This window comes from Nocardia sputorum, assembly GCF_027924405.1.
Classification (GTDB): domain Bacteria; phylum Actinomycetota; class Actinomycetes; order Mycobacteriales; family Mycobacteriaceae; genus Nocardia; species Nocardia sputorum.
Genome location: NZ_AP026978.1, coordinates 1,278,715 through 1,293,433 on the forward strand (window position 1 = coordinate 1,278,715; position 14,719 = coordinate 1,293,433).

The window sequence follows — 14,719 nt, forward strand, 5'->3', positions numbered from 1 at the left end:
GGCGGGCCGGTGGCACTGCGGCCACCGGCCCGGCCGATCACTCGCGCACGTAGTACCGCAGCGTCGCGTAGGCCGTGATGGCCGCGAAGACGACGCCGACCGGGGCGATGACCAGCGCGGTCATCGCGATGTCGTCGCCGGTGATGCGGGGGAACACCTTGCTGGCGAACAGGTCGCCGAGGGCCCGGTCGATCACCAGCGGGCGGGCGATGAGCAGGCCCAGCATGGCGAGTACCGAACCGGCCAGCGCGGCGACCACGGCCTCGAGCAGGAACGGCAACTGGGTGTACCAGCGGGTCGCGCCGACCAATCGCATGATGCCGACCTCGGTGCGCCGGGTGAACGCGGCGATCTGCACCATGTTCGCGATCAGCATCACCGCCGCCAGCGCCTGCAGCACGGCCAGACCGAACGCCGCGTTGCGCAATCCGTCGAACAGGCTGACCAACCGGTCCACGATGTCCTTGTCGTTGCGCACCATGCCGACGCCAGGGCGGTCGTAGTACTTCTCGTAGATGGTGGGGTAGAGCTCCGCATCCGCCATCTTCACCCGCAGCGACGCGGGCAGCGGCGTCTCGCTGACGTACTTGGCCAGCTCGGGCTGGTCCTTGAAGGTCTTCTCCTTGGCCTCCCGGACCGCTTCCTCCCGGTTGAGGAACTGGACCGACTCCACGCCGCTGGTCGCCTTCAGATCCGCCATGAGCGCCCGGCACGGGTCCTGCGAGCAGTCCGGGTCGTTGGCCGACACGTCCTCGGTGAGGTACAGCCGCACCTCCAGCCGATCCAGGAAGTACTGCTCGGTCTTGTCCGCGATCCGCACCGCCAGCAGGCCCCCACCGAGCATGGTGAGCGAGACCGCGGTGGTCAGGATCATCGCGATGGTCATCGTGACATTGCGGCGCAGGCCGGCGGCGACCTCGCCGAACAGGAAGCTCGCGCGCATTACCGGCCCACCCCGTACACGCCCGTCGCCTCGTCCCGGACCAGGCGCCCGTGGTCGAGTTCCACCACCCGCCTGCGCATCGCGTCGACGATGTGATTGTCGTGGGTGGCCATCACCACCGTGGTGCCGATGCGGTTGATCCGCTCCAGCAGCATCATGATGTCCGCGCTGGTGTCGGGATCGAGGTTGCCGGTCGGCTCGTCGGCCAGCAGCACCAGCGGCCGGTTCACGAAAGCCCGCGCGATCGCGACCCGCTGCTGCTCACCACCGGAGAGCTCGGTCGGCAACCGGTCGGCCTTGCCGCCGAGGCCGACCATGTCGAGCACCTCGGGGACGGTGCGGTCGATGACTTGGCGCCGTTTGCCGATGACCTCCAGCGCGAACGCGACGTTCTGGTACACGGTTTTCTGCTGCAACAGCCGGAAGTCCTGGAAGACGCACCCGATGCGCTGGCGCAACTTGGGCACCTTGCGGCCGGGCAACCGGTCGACCCGGAAATCGGACACCCGGATCTCGCCCGCCGTGGGCGTCTCCTCTTTCAATAGCAAGCGCATGAAGGTCGACTTGCCCGAGCCGGACGGTCCGATGATGAAGACGAACTCGCCCTTGCCCACATCGACGGTGATGTTGTCCAGCGCGGGTCGCGTCGAGGTCTTGTACGACTTGGTCACGTTCCGCATGGTGATCACGGGGAGCCAGTGTAACCAGCAACCGGTCGCGGCCTGCGTCGTCAACCGTGGGAGACAGCGCGGCGGCGGTCCGTCCGCTCGGCTCAGCGGGCCGGCGGGTCAGTGAACACCGCTGCCGGAACAGCGTTGACCAGGGTGGCCGGAGCGGTGGTGGTCTCCTCGGGTTTGACGAAGACGTACAGCACGAACGTGGCGACCCAGGTTGCCATCAGGATCGCCGTGGATCTACGTGGTCTCACTGATTCCCTCCCGGCGCAGCGCCGCGGCGACTCGCACCCGCAGCTCGCGTCCGACGTCGAACTGTTTACCCGGCAACGTTCGGGCAACCATTCGGATGTTCATCTGGTCGACGGTGAGGTCTTCCACACCCATGACGGTGGGCTCGTCGAGCAGCAACGGCTTCAACCGAGCATCCTCGTACGCCTTTGTACCGACCTCGTGCAGGATCTCGTTGACCCTGGTGATGTCAGCGCTGGCGGCCACCGGCACGTCGATCGCGGCGCGCGCCCAGTCCTTGGACAGGTTCGTCACTTTCACGATCTGCCCGTTGGGCACCGTGATCACCTCACCGTCCGCGTTGCGCAGCGTAGTGATCCGCAGCGTGACGTCCTCGACCGTACCTTCCGCCTGCTCCGCGGCTCCAGTCACCGCGATCCGGACCACATCGCCGAACCCGTACTGCCGCTCCGTGATCAGGAAGAACCCGGCGAGGATGTCCTGCACGATGCGCTGCGCGCCGAAACCGAGCGCGGCGCCGAGCACCGCGGCGGGCGCGACCAACCCGGTGACGGCGAAGCCGAGCCGCCGCAGCACCTCCATGGTGATCAGCACGTAGACGATGGTCAGCACCACCCACGTGATCACCTGGGCCAGCGCGTGCCGATGTTTGGCAGCCTCGGTGCGCACCAGCGCGTCGCTGCTGCGGAATCCGGCGTCGATCCGGCGGGTGACCCGGTCGCGCAGGTACGTGGCGAGCCGGCTGAACAGGATGGCGCCGAGGATGAGCAGCACGATCTCCAGGCCCGAACCGCGTAGCCACGTGGTGAAACCGGTGGAAGCGATCGCCTGGATTCCCGCGACATTCATCTAGCTTCCCTGCTCTCGCATTCGCCAGCGGATACCCGACTCGATGAACCCGTCGATGTCGCCGTCGAGCACCGCCGACGGATTGTTGACCTCGTAGTTCGTCCGCAGGTCCTTGACCATCTGGTAGGGGTGCAGCACGTAGGAGCGCATCTGGTTGCCCCAGGACGCGCCCTCGTTGGTCTTCAGCGCGTCCATCTCCGCGCGCTCTTCCTGCCGCTTGCGCTCCAAGAGCTTGGCCTGCAGCACGCGCATGGCCGAGATCTTGTTCTGCAGCTGGGATTTCTCGTTCTGGCAGGTGACCACGATGCCGGTGGGCAGGTGGGTAATGCGGACCGCGGAGTCGGTCGTGTTGACGCTCTGGCCACCGGGGCCCGACGAGCGGTACACGTCGACGCGGATCTCCGTCTCGGGCACCTCGATATGGTCGGTGGTCTCGACCACGGGTAGCACCTCGACCTCCGCGAAGGATGTCTGGCGGCGGCCCTGGTTGTCGAACGGGCTGATGCGAACCAGCCGGTGCGTGCCCATCTCTACCGACAGCGTGCCGTAGGCGTAAGGCGTCTTCACCGCGAAGGTGGCGCTCTTGATGCCCGCTTCCTCGGCGTAGGAGGTGTCGTAGACCTCGACGCCGTACTTGTGCCGGTCCGCCCAGCGGATGTACATGCGCATCAGCATCTCGGCCCAGTCGGCGGCGTCCACGCCACCGGCGCCGGAGCGGATGTTCACCAGCGCGTCGCGCTTGTCGTACTCGCCCGACAGCAGCGTGCGGACCTCCATCGCCTCCACGTCGCTGCGCAGCGCGGCGCGCTCGGCGTCGGCCTCGGCGAGCGCGGTGGCCTTGGCCTCGCCCTCTTCCTCCTCGGCCAGCTCGTAGAGCACCGGCATGTCGTCGAGCCGCTGGCGCAGCTCCTCCACCCGGCGCAGTTCACCCTGGGCGTGCGACAGCTCACTGGTCACCCGCTGGGCGTGGTCCTGGTCGTTCCACAGGTCGGGGTCGGCGGCCTGATGTTCGAGCTCGTCGATACGACGGCGGAGCTCGTCGATGTCGAGGACCGATTCGACCGTCTTCAGGGTGGCGTCGAGTTCGGCGAGATCAGCGGAAACGTCAGGATGCACGATCGTCAAGCCTAGCTGCCTCTCCGTGACGGCAGCACACGAGTGCACGCGGGATGACCGGGGGCGGCGTCGGCGCGGGTGGCCTGCGCCGGGCGCTGGCCGAAACGGCGGATCGCCGGGACGTCATGCACTCGCTTCCCGGCCGCCGCCGGGTGGCTGTGCTGTGACGTACGCCTCATGAGTTCCTACCCTAAACGGCGACGGTGCTTGGCGCAGTTCGGGTTTGGATTTCGCGGCGGAGGTGACCGCTCCTCCGCCCGAGGGATACCGGTCGGGCGCATCCGTCGTCTCGCCGATCGCGCGGGTACCGGGCGGGGGCGGTGTGTCGAACCGCACTCTTTCCGCCGCGTGTTCGCCGTGAGCGGAGTCCGTGCGACTGGTCGCCGGCAAGCGAGTCGCGCGACGCCGCTCACGTTCGCGTTCGGCTGGGGATCGGAATGTCGATCTCGACCGGCAGCCGCTCTCGCGGTGCCGAGCGGTCGGAACCGGTATCGGGGAACGGGCGAGAGCAAGTCACCATTCGCAGGACCGGCGGAGCGTCGAGACGACTGTTCTCTATTGCGCGGCGATCGGCTCGGCACTGGGACACCATGCCAATCGATCCAGTCGTCCGCCAGGGTTGCGGCCAGTCGATATGCGCCCCCCGACCCCGACCGTGGGTTGTGGGTCTGCCGAGCGAGTCTCGCGGTACCTCCGCTCAGCCCGAGACCGCGCGCAAACCGCCGGGGCGGCGACCGGCGAGTGCGTCGAGGGCCGCGGCGGTGGCGTCGTCGGCCGGGAGATAGACGATGACGCGCTGGTCGTCGTCCGCGGAGAGCTCGAGGGACTCGTAGGCCAGGCGCAGCGATCCGGCCTCCGGATGGGCGAGACGGGTGACGCCGGTGGCGGCGGCCAAACTCGGCACGGTGTCCACCCGGTCGGCGAAGGCCGGGCCCACGGTGACGGTGAGCTCGTCGGCCAAGGCGGCGATGTGCGCGTCGGCGCGGAACGGGCCCTGCTTCAATGTGGCGACCATCTCATCGGCGACGTGGTCCCAATCCGCGTAGAGATCCCGTGCGCCGGGTCGGCAGAAGACGAAACGCGCCAGATTGGGCGGGGTGCCAGGTCCGTCGAAGAGCCCGGTCGGCGCCATCAGCCGGTGGTAACCGTCGGTGTGGGCGAGCACTTCGGTCAGGCGGTTGACCACCACGGCGGGCGCGGGTTCGAGCCGGTCCAGGATCGCGCGCACCGTCGGTCGCACCTCGCGCAGCGGCTGCGCGTCGCCCATGCAGGTGAACCCGCTGTCCACCGACTTGCTCAACCGGTGCAGGTGGACGCGCTCGGCGGGGCTCAACCGCAAGGCGTCCGCGAGCGCGGACAGCACCGGGGGCGAGGGCCGCCGGTCGCGCCCCTGCTCGAGGCGCGTGACGTACTCGACGCTCACTCCGGCCAAGGTGGCCAGCTCGGCGCGGCGCAATCCCGGGGTGCGTCGCCGCGCACCGGTGGGCAAGCCCACCTGGGCGGGCGTCACCGCCTCGCGGCGGGTGCGCAGGAAAAGCCCTAGTTCGTTGTCGCTCACAGTCCGAACCTAACAAGACGAAACGCCCTCAGGGTGTCCCTGCCACTACCACTCTTACGGCGGTCTCCCTGGGCGGCACGCGGGGCAGCAGATTGAGTGAGCGGCCCGCCCGGGCCGTTGACACCTGAGGAGGAACAGCATGTCCAACGCCCCACTGAAGCTCGCGGTGATCATCGGCAGCGTCCGGGAAGGTCGCTTCGGGCCCGTCGTCGCCTCGTGGTTCACCGAGCAGGCACGCCGGCACGGTCTGTTCGAGGTGGACGTCATCGATGTGGCCGAGGCGGACATTCCGTTGGAGTTGCCCGCCGTGCCGCCCGCGATGGATCCGAACCCTCAGCGCCCCGACGGCATGGCCGACCTCACGCGGCGGCTCACGGCCGCCGATGCCTTCGTCATCGTCACGCCCGACTACAACCGCAGCATCCCCGCGTCGCTCAAGGCCGTCATCGACTGGCATTTCACGCAGTGGGACGCGAAGGCGATCGGCTTCGTCGGCTACAGCGGAGCCTCCGGTGGCCTGCTCGCCATCGAGCACATGCGGCAGATCTTCAACGAACTCAACGCGCACACCGTCCGCAACTATGTGTCGTTCCCGCGGTACTACCTGCTTTTCGACGAGGAGGGCAAGTTGCGGGAGCCCGAGGAGCCGGCGGCCGCCGCGACGGCGATGCTCGACCAGTTGCACTGGTGGGCGAGCGCGCTGGCAGCGGCGCGGTCGCTGGAGACTGTGGGATGACGGCGCGAAGCCGGTACAGCCGCCGATTGCGGTAGCGGGCGCAGTACGGACAGTCGTCGTTCGCTGCCGCCTCGGTCAGCGACTGTGGGCAGCGAGCCGATGAGGTGGCGGTATTACGCCAGGCACACCGAGGCCTGCCCGGGCCTCGGACGCACGTTGCGTCCGCGTCCGTTGCCGTTGGGTCGTGACCTGCCCCACACTGGTACGGAATGGCGTGACCAGGCGGACCGATAGGGTGCGAGGCGTGGCTGTGTACTCCTCCGATCTCGAACTCGCCCTGCGACTGGCCGATGCCGCCGACGCGATCACCCGGGCTCGCTTCGGTGCGCTGGATCTGAAGGTCGACGCTAAGCCGGACCTGACTCCGGTGTCGGACGCCGATCTCGCCGTGGAACAGGCGATCCGGCAGGTGCTGGCCGAAGCCCGGCCGGACGACGCGGTGCTGGGTGAGGAATTCGGCGGCGCCGCCGAATTCAGCGGAAGGCAATGGGTGATCGACCCGATCGACGGCACGAAGAACTTCGTGCGCGGCGTGCCCATCTGGGCGACGCTGATCGCGCTGCTGGAGGACGGCGAACCGGTCGTGGGCGTGGTGAGCGCGCCGGCGCTGGTCCGGCGCTGGTGGGCAGCCGCGGGATCAGGGGCGTGGTCGAGCTTCGAGGGGCAGGCGAGCGAGCGGATCTCGGTCTCCGCCGTCGGTGAGCTGGGCTCGGCCAGCCTGGCGTTCTCCAGTCTGTCCGGCTGGCACGAGCGCGGCTTGCGCGAGCAGTTCATCACCTTGACCGACGACGTGTGGCGCGTGCGCGGCTACGGCGATTTCTTCAGTTACTGCCTGCTCGCCGAAGGCGCCGTCGACATCGCCTCCGAACCGGAGGTCTCCCTCTGGGATCTGGCCGCCCTGGACATCCTGGTCCGCGAAGCGGGCGGACGTTTCTCCTCGCTGGTCGGCAAGCCAGGGCCGCACGGTGGCGACGCCATCGCCACCAACGGCCTGTTGCACGACGAGGTCCTCGACCGCCTGCGCGGCTGAGGGCTCCGTTTCGCCGATCCTGCGCTCCGGGGAAACCTTCATCGGCCGATCACGCAGGCGCGAGGTGGTCGGCGTTCGCGGTCATGGCCGTGCACGCGACGGCGAGTACCGCGCCGAGCGGGTGCGCGCCGAATAGTGGCAGCCGCCACGACGGGCGCGTTTCGACCACTTTCGCCGGATGCGTGCAACCCGGCGACTCCGGCTTCCGCCAGCCGTTCCGATCTATCCGGCACGGGCCGGAGTCGCGGGAGTGAGATCCATCCCCGCCGGCGGGCGCAGGCGGCGCAGGGTGCCGTCCATGCTGGTGACGAACAGCGCCCAGGAGTCTCCGTCGCGGTCGATGCGCACCGACGTGGCGCCGTCCGGCGGGTTGCGCATCGGGCCGGGTTTGATCAAGCCCGTGATGATCGCGCAGGTGGCGCCGGTCGTCGTATCGACTTGATAGACGGCGCCGAGCACGTGATCGGCGACGAAAAGCGCCCCCGCCCGGGTGGCCTCCATGTCGTCGGGCAGCGCGACGAGGTCCGGGATCCCGGAGACGACGGTGGGATGAGCCGGATCGTCCAGCCGAACGCGCAGGATCTGCAGCGTCATGGTGTCGACGTAGACGGATTCACCGTCCGCGGCCAGGGCGAGGCCGTTGGAGGGCGGCAGCGTCGACCAATCCCGCTCGTACTCGCCGGTCTCGGGCCAGTAGCGCGAGATCCCGCTCGGACCGCTCAGGCCGATGGTGGTGAACAGCAGGCTGCCGTCCGGCAGCGACAACAGGCCGTTGGGCCCGTTCAGCCCGGTCAGCAGGACGCGTACCGCGCCGGTCTCGATGTCGTAGCGCTGCAACGTGCCCGGCGGTTCGCTGAGCCCGTCCCCGGTGAGGAAGTAGACGTAGCGCCCCGCGACGCGCACGCCCGCCGGGCGATGCAGGTCGGTGACCAGCTTCTCCATCCGTCCCGCGCGATCGACGCGCGCCAGGTAGCCGTCCATGAGCCCGGTCACGTAGAACCCGCCTCGCCCGTCGGAATCCAGATTCTCCAGATTGCCGACTCCTTCGATGACGGTCGTGGTCTCCCAGCCGTCCGAGCACCGGGCGGGAAACGTCTCCGCCCACGCCGCCGGCATCGCCGCGGTGACTCCGGCGACCACGGCGACAGCGCTCAGCGCCGCCGCGTATGCCCGGATCCCTATCCCTTTCGCCATGAGCGACAACATAACAGCGCGAAATCGGTCGGGAAGCCGTGGAACTCACACCCAATTGACGGGAAACCCCAGGTCAGCGCGCTGTGGCCGGAAGCTGCGGTTTCGGGTTGTCCCCATGTGGACAACTCGGTGGCTCAGCAGGGCGAACGCCCGGCCGAACGGGTACCGGTCATCCGAGCGCTCGTAGGATGGGCCGGGTGACTCCCCCCGATGATTTCGCGGCTGTAGCGACCGAAGTCGTGTCCGGTTCGGACGCCGGATCCGTTGCGGCGCAAGAGGTTCTACGCCGAGTCTTCGGTTACGACAGCTTCCGTGGCGACCAGCAGGCGATCGTGCAGCACGTGATCGACGGCGGCGACGCGCTGGTGCTCATGCCGACCGGCGGCGGCAAGTCGCTGTGCTATCAAGTCCCCGCGCTGGTGCGCCCCGGCGTCGGGGTGGTGGTCTCCCCGTTGATCGCCCTCATGCAGGACCAAGTGGACGCGCTCAGCGCGCTGGGCGTGCGCGCGGGCTTCCTCAACTCCACCCAGTACCCCGACGAGCGCCGGACCATCGAGGCGCAATTCGTCGCGGGGGAACTCGATCTGCTCTATCTCGCGCCGGAGCGGTTGCGGCTGGAGTCCACCGCGCAGCTGCTGGATCGTGGCAAGGTCGCGCTGTTCGCCATCGATGAGGCGCACTGCGTGTCCCAGTGGGGTCACGACTTCCGGCCCGATTACCTGGGTCTTTCCCTGCTGCACGAACGGTGGCCGGACGTACCGCGGATCGCGCTGACCGCGACCGCCACCGAGAAGACGCGCGACGAGATCATCCAGCGGCTCGATCTGGGTGCCGCCCGCCGGTTCGTCTCCAGCTTCGACCGCCCCAACATCCAGTACCGGATCGAGCCGAAGAACCGCCCCGAGCGTCAGTTGCTGGAATTCATCCGCGCCGAACACCCCGGCGACGCGGGCATCGTCTACTGCCTCTCGCGCAACTCGGTGGAGAAGACCGCGGCGTTCCTCACCGAGAACGGCGTCACCGCGGTGCCCTACCACGCGGGGTTGGACAATCGCACCCGCGCGGAGAACCAGTCGCGCTTCCTGCGCGAAGACGGTTTGGTGGTCGTGGCGACCATCGCCTTCGGCATGGGCATCGACAAACCCGATGTACGTTTCGTCGCCCACCTCGACCTGCCGAAATCGGTCGAAGGGTATTACCAGGAGACCGGCCGCGCCGGCCGCGACGGGCTGCCCTCCACGGCGTGGATGGTCTACGGCCTCAGCGACGTGGTGCAGCAGCGCAAGCTGATCGACTCCTCCGAAGGGGACGCCGCGCACCGCCGCCAGCTCCAGCTGCACCTGGACGCGATGCTCGCGCTGTGCGAGACGGTCGGCTGCCGGCGCACCCAGCTACTCGCCTACTTCGGTGAGCCCGGCTTGCCCTGTGGCAACTGCGACACCTGCCTGTCCCCACCGCAATCCTGGGACGGCACCGTGGCCGCGCAGAAGTTGCTGTCCACGGTGCTGCGGCTGAAGCGCGAACGCGGCCAGAGCTTCGGGGCAGGGCACATCGTGGACATCCTGCTCGGGAAGAAGAACCCCAAGGTCCTGCAGCACGACCACCATGAGCTGAAGGTTTTCGGTGTCGGTACCGACCTGCGCGACACGGAGTGGCGCGGGGTGGTGCGGCAACTGCTGGCGCACGGGCTGCTGGCCGTCCACGGCGACTACGGGGTCCTGACGCTCACCGAGGCAAGCAGCGAGGTGCTGTTCGACGGGCGGCAAGTACTGCTGCGCCGCGAGCCCGAGCGCGCGACCAAGCCCGCGCGGGCAGCGAAGGCCGCCAAGGCGGCTTCCGTAGACCTGGCACCCACCGACCTGCCGCTGTTCGAGAAGTTGCGCGAATGGCGCGCGGCCACCGCGAAGGAACAGGGCGTGCCGGCCTATGTCGTCTTCCACGACGCCACCCTGCGCGAGATCGCGGCGCGCAAGCCCGCGAGCCTCGCCCAGCTGGGCGGCGTCAGCGGTGTCGGCGAGAACAAGCTCACGAAATATGGCGAACAGGTGCTCGAAGTGCTCGCCGCCGGATGAGGCGCTACCGTCACGCGGGTCACCGGTGGGCGAGGATGGTCGGCGGTCACGGCCGTCGAAGACTGTGGAGGACAACGTGAGTCGGAGCGAGACGATCGGACGCCGGGCGTTCCTGACCGGTGCGGCCACTCTCGCGGCCGGGGCGACAGTGGTCGGGCGCACGCCGGCGCACGCGGTGCCCGTCGCCGAGGGGGTCGCCAAGTTCCCTTTCCCGGCCGAGCGCCGGGTGCGGGTGCTCGTGACCGGTGACGCGGGCACCGGCACCCGCACCCAATGGGCGGTCGCCGACGCCATGCGCGCCCTCCACGGCCGCGACCCCGTCTCGCTGGCACTGGGGCTCGGCGACAACATCTACGAGCACGGGCCCGACGGCGCGGCCGACGTCCAATTCGCGGACAAATTCGAGAATCCCAACGCCGGGCTGGATTTCCCCTGGTTGATGGTGCTGGGCAATCACGACAACAGTTCGGTGCTCGGCGGTGACGGGGGGTGGCTGCTGCGCGGCAACGCCGAGGTGGAGTACCACGCCAACTCCCGCCGCTGGTGGATGCCGAGCCGCTACTACTCGGTGCGGATCCCCGAGCGCAACCCGGTCGTCGAATTCTTCGTCCTCGACGTCAACCCGTTGGCCGCCTACCTGCCGCCGGTCTTCTCGCCCTACTGGGCGGTCGACGGTCAGTTCATTAACGAGCAGCGCGCCTGGCTCGATCGCGCCCTCGCCGAGTCGCCCGCCACGTGGAAGATCGCCTGCACCCATCACCCCTACCTGAACAACGGTCCGCACGGGGACGCGGGCCGCTACGAGGGCGTGTCACTGGAGCCGATCAACGGCGTGCACGTGCGGCGCTTCATCGAAGACCATGTGATCGGCCGGTGCCAGTTCCTCCTGTCCGGGCACGATCACTCGCTGCAGGTGCTCGAGCCCACGGCGACCTCGAAGGGGACCAGGCAGATCGTGTCCGGCGCGGCCGCGAAGACGGTCGGCGCCGAACCACGGCTCACGGCGAGCGCGGGCCACAGCGCGCTCTACGAGAACTACCACGAACTGGGCTTCATGGTCCTCGAGCTCACCGAGGACGGAGTCGATCTCGAGGTGCACACGGTCGACCTGGCGACCGGCGCGTCCGCCGAGGCGTTCCGGCGGCGTCTGGCCTGAGTTCCAACTGTGTTGCGCCGCGCCCGAATTGCGCCGCAGCGCCCTCGCGGCGGCTACCGTTCTGGCTATGGCACCGGGTGAGGGTTCCAGCGACGCGGGCGACGATGTCTCCATCGGCTCGGTGGGAGGTGAGACCCCGGACGCGCCGCCGTTTGTGCGCGGCAGGACCGATCCGGCTGTCGAGAACGTGTGGCTGCGCCGCAGTCCGCCGCCGCCGCGTCCCGGCGTACCGCGGCTGTCGACCGTGGCGCTGCTCGTCGCGTTCCTCGCCGTCCTCGCGCTCTACGTCGTGCTGCACCAGGGCGGCTAGGGCGTCCGCGACCTGCGGGAATAATCCGGTTGCCGGGTCACTTAAAGTGGACCGTTATGAAGGAGAAGGGGCGCAAGGTCATCGCGACCAACCGCCGAGCGCGGCACAACTACACGATCCTGGACATCTACGAGGCCGGGATCGCGTTGGTCGGCACCGAGGTGAAGAGCCTGCGTGAGGGCAAGGCCTCGCTGGTGGACGCGTTCGCGACGGTGGATAACGGCGAAGTGTGGCTACGTGGGCTGCACATCCCCGAGTTCAGCCACGGCACCTGGACCAACCACGCGCCGCGCCGGGTGCGCAAGCTGCTGCTGCACAAGCGCGAGATCGAGCGGTTGGTCGGCAAGTCGCGGGAGGGCAATCAGACGCTGGTGCCGCTGTCGATGTACTTCTCCGACGGCAAGGTGAAGGTCGAGCTGGCGCTGGCCAGGGGCAAGCAGGACTACGACAAGCGCCAGGACTTGGCCCGGCGCACCGCCGAGCGAGAGGTCACCCGTGAACTAGGACGGCGGGTCAAAGGCATGCGGTGACGGCCGTCCTGCTCGCGCTGGCAGCCGCGGTGGGCTACGGCGTGAGCGATTTCTACGGCGGGGTGGCGTCGCGGCGGGTGACCGCGCTGCGCGTCGTCATCTACTCCTATCCGTTCTCGGTGCTGCTGGTTCTCGCGCTGCTTCCGTTCGTGCCGGGGAGCGTGGACGCCGCGTCGCTGTGGTGGGGTGTGGCCACGGGTGTCGCGAGCGGCGTCGCGGTGTGGTGGTTCTACGCCGCGCTGGCCAACGGTCCGATGGCGGTGGTGTCTCCGCTGACCGCGGTGCTGGTCGCGGGCATCCCGGTACTCGCCGGACTGGTGACCGGCGAGCGCCCCGGTCCGCTCGCCTTCGGAGGCATCGTGTTCGCGCTGGTCGCGGTGCTCCTGGTGAGCCGGGAGTCACCGGACGACGTGACGGAGGAGATCACCGGCGGCCGCGAACTGCGATTCACCCGCAAGGTCGCCGCGCTGACCGTGGGCTCCGGCGCCGCGTACGGGTTGGCCTTCGTCTTCTTGCACGAGACTTCGGCGGACTCGGGACTGTGGCCGCTGCTCATGCAGCGCCTCGCGGCTACCGCGGTGGTATGGCTGACCGCTTTGACGGCCCGGGATCTCGGGCGGCTGCGCGGCGAACCGCTGCGCCTGGCCTGCTACATCAGCGCCTTGGACGTGATCAGCAACGCGGCGCTGCTGTACGCGTTCCACGGATCGCTGCTGTCGCTGGTGAGCGTGATCGGCTCGCTCTATCCGGCCGTGACCGTGCTGATGGCGATGGTGCTGCTCGGCGAGCGGGTCCACCGGCTGCAGCAGGCCGGTCTGGTGCTGGCGCTGGCCGCGGTCGCGCTCATCGCCGCAGCTTAGGCCCGCATCGTCGAGGGGGAGCGCCGTCGCCCGGGACCGGGCCGGATCGCAGGCCGGGCACCCAGGCGACGGCCGCGAATCGCCGCCGCCCGAGTTCCCCTGCCGACCCGAGAGCCAATCCGCCAGCTCGAGTCGTCGGCGGCGCGAGCCGAGTCCGCGGATCACCGCGTGCACGGCTCGCGCATCGCTATCCGCTTGAGGGTGGGACTGCGGTAATCGGCGACCACGGTGCGCGAACCCAATGACGTGGAGGGGTCCGGAACGTTGACCACCGCGCGCTGCGCCGCGACGTCGGGTTCTTCCCGCCCGTAGATCTGCGGTGCGGCCATCCCCTCGGAATCGACGGTGAGCCCGGCCAGGGCTTTGCGTAGGGTCGGCCGGTCGAGGCCGCCCGTCTCGGCTGCCTTGGTGAGCAGCGCTTTCATCGGATACGAGATGGCCCAGCCCAGGTTGTAGCCGAAATTCGTCGGTTCGCTCGGCGCGGCGTTCCTGGCGCGCTGGGCGCCGGTGCTCGTGCCGTCCCAGCCGTCGAACGGCGAGGTGTAGTTGTAGAGCGCCGTGAGCGCGGGTGCGGCCGGCGTCTTGAGCAGGGCGCTGTTCCAGGTCGGAGTGGACCCGAGGAACCGGCCGGTATAGCCGGATCTCGCCAATTTGCCGACGATTTCGGCGGCTTCGGCCGGGCCGGTGGCCAACAGGACCACGTCGGGCGGGTCGGCCATGATCTCCGCGACCGGGTAATCCTGGTTGCCGACTTCGGGATTGGGTCCGGTGTCGATCCGCGCGGTGATCGTCGCGCCGTTGTCCAATGCCCACTTGAGCGCTCCGCTGGCGTAGTCGCCGCCGTAATTGCCGCGGTAGGCGACCACACCCAGCGTGCGTGGCTGGTAGTAGCTCTGCGCGAACCAGTCCAGGCCGAGCACGGCTTCCGTGCAGTAGGAGAACCCGTCGTCCAGCACCAGATCGCGGTCGGTGGAGCGGTACTGCCAACCCGACCAGAGCGTGCCCGCCCCGGTCACCAGGTCCGCCTCGTCCATCTCGTGCAGCACGGCCAGCGTCTGCGCGGTGCCGAAACTCATCGCGAGCGCCAGCACATGGGGCGCCACGTTCTCGAATTCCGTGACGTGCCTGCGCGGGTCGTAAGCGGTGTCGCGACTGTAGGTCGCGATGTCGATCTCGTAGCCGCCGATACCGCCCTGCTTGTTCACTTCGTTCCAGAACGCGAGTTGCCCTTCCTGCAATGACTTCCCGAGCGGAGCGAAGGGGCCGTTGTTCAGGTCCGACAGGACGCCCAGATAGATACAGCCCTTGCCGGGGTGGATCGCGTGGGGGCACGCTTCCCGGGTGACGCCGGGGGCGGCGGGGGACGAGGAGGTCGAACAGCCGCCGGTCAGGACCAGCCCGAGCGCGAGGGGAGCGGCTACGACACGGAGCAACCGACG

15 protein-coding genes are annotated in these 14,719 nt (G+C 68.8%); 7 read left to right on the top strand and 8 right to left on the bottom strand.

The genetic code is table 11. The features are described 5' to 3' along the window. Nucleotides 1–37 precede the first annotated feature (37 nt). The 6 genes from ftsX to QMG86_RS05740 all read right to left on the bottom strand — a co-directional run bounded on the left by ftsX (nt 38) and on the right by QMG86_RS05740 (nt 5,392). Entirely contained in the window at nt 38–943 is a 906-nt protein-coding gene (gene ftsX / locus QMG86_RS05715) for a permease-like cell division protein FtsX (protein WP_281878106.1), read from the bottom strand. After that, entirely contained in the window at nt 943–1,632 is a 690-nt protein-coding gene (gene ftsE, locus QMG86_RS05720) for a cell division ATP-binding protein FtsE (RefSeq protein ID WP_281878107.1), read from the bottom strand. Before ftsE ends, ftsX begins: the two co-directional genes overlap by 1 nt. Nucleotides 1,633–1,715: 83 nt before the next feature. Beyond that, nucleotides 1,716–1,841 carry a hypothetical protein gene (locus QMG86_RS05725; RefSeq protein ID WP_281878108.1) on the bottom strand — a complete coding sequence of 42 codons (126 nt, stop codon included), beginning with the start codon at nt 1,839–1,841 and terminating at the stop codon, nt 1,716–1,718. A gap of 16 nt (nt 1,842–1,857) precedes the next feature. After that, the gene (locus tag QMG86_RS05730; protein ID WP_281878109.1) at nt 1,858–2,718 is read right to left on the bottom strand and encodes a mechanosensitive ion channel family protein; all 861 of its coding nucleotides are present in this window, start codon (nt 2,716–2,718) and stop codon (nt 1,858–1,860) included. Continuing rightward, entirely contained in the window at nt 2,719–3,834 is a 1,116-nt protein-coding gene (gene prfB, locus QMG86_RS05735) for a peptide chain release factor 2 (RefSeq protein WP_281878110.1), read from the bottom strand. A gap of 697 nt (nt 3,835–4,531) precedes the next feature. Then, on the bottom strand, nt 4,532–5,392 hold the full coding sequence (locus tag QMG86_RS05740; protein WP_281878111.1) for a helix-turn-helix transcriptional regulator: 861 nt from the start codon (nt 5,390–5,392) through the stop codon (nt 4,532–4,534). Between the two features lie 139 nt (nt 5,393–5,531). On the opposite strand from QMG86_RS05740, the gene QMG86_RS05745 reads away from it, so the two are divergent. Continuing rightward, complete coding sequence (locus QMG86_RS05745; protein WP_281878112.1) at nt 5,532–6,128, top strand: NADPH-dependent FMN reductase; 597 nt, start codon at nt 5,532–5,534, stop codon at nt 6,126–6,128. Nucleotides 6,129–6,372: 244 nt separating this feature from the next. Then, nucleotides 6,373–7,158, top strand: a complete 786-nt coding sequence (gene hisN / locus QMG86_RS05750) for a histidinol-phosphatase (RefSeq protein ID WP_281878113.1) — start codon at nt 6,373–6,375, stop codon at nt 7,156–7,158. A gap of 222 nt (nt 7,159–7,380) precedes the next feature. Here the strand turns inward: hisN and QMG86_RS05755 are convergent, their stop codons facing one another. Continuing rightward, nucleotides 7,381–8,352, bottom strand: a complete 972-nt coding sequence (locus QMG86_RS05755) for an NHL repeat-containing protein (protein WP_281878114.1) — start codon at nt 8,350–8,352, stop codon at nt 7,381–7,383. A gap of 188 nt (nt 8,353–8,540) precedes the next feature. On the opposite strand from QMG86_RS05755, the gene recQ reads away from it, so the two are divergent. The 5 genes from recQ to QMG86_RS05780 all read left to right on the top strand — a co-directional run bounded on the left by recQ (nt 8,541) and on the right by QMG86_RS05780 (nt 13,280). Next, entirely contained in the window at nt 8,541–10,424 is a 1,884-nt protein-coding gene (gene recQ / locus QMG86_RS05760; protein ID WP_434086158.1) for a DNA helicase RecQ, read from the top strand. 76 nt (nt 10,425–10,500) lie between these two features. Then, nucleotides 10,501–11,580, top strand: coding sequence for a metallophosphoesterase (locus QMG86_RS05765; RefSeq protein ID WP_281878117.1), 1,080 nt, complete (start codon nt 10,501–10,503; stop codon nt 11,578–11,580). 67 nt (nt 11,581–11,647) lie between these two features. Continuing rightward, entirely contained in the window at nt 11,648–11,890 is a 243-nt protein-coding gene (locus QMG86_RS05770) for a WLR motif membrane protein (protein ID WP_281878119.1), read from the top strand. A gap of 56 nt (nt 11,891–11,946) precedes the next feature. Further along, nucleotides 11,947–12,420, top strand: a complete 474-nt coding sequence (smpB, locus tag QMG86_RS05775) for an SsrA-binding protein SmpB (protein ID WP_040868858.1) — start codon at nt 11,947–11,949, stop codon at nt 12,418–12,420. Then, nucleotides 12,417–13,280 (top strand): DMT family transporter, encoded by an 864-nt coding sequence (locus QMG86_RS05780; RefSeq protein WP_281878122.1) that lies wholly within the window; start codon nt 12,417–12,419, stop codon nt 13,278–13,280. Before smpB ends, QMG86_RS05780 begins: the two co-directional genes overlap by 4 nt. 161 nt (nt 13,281–13,441) lie before the next feature. Here the strand turns inward: QMG86_RS05780 and QMG86_RS05785 are convergent, their stop codons facing one another. Continuing rightward, nucleotides 13,442–14,713, bottom strand: a complete 1,272-nt coding sequence (locus QMG86_RS05785; RefSeq protein WP_281878123.1) for an ABC transporter substrate-binding protein — start codon at nt 14,711–14,713, stop codon at nt 13,442–13,444. Between the last annotated feature and the right edge of the window lie 6 nt (nt 14,714–14,719).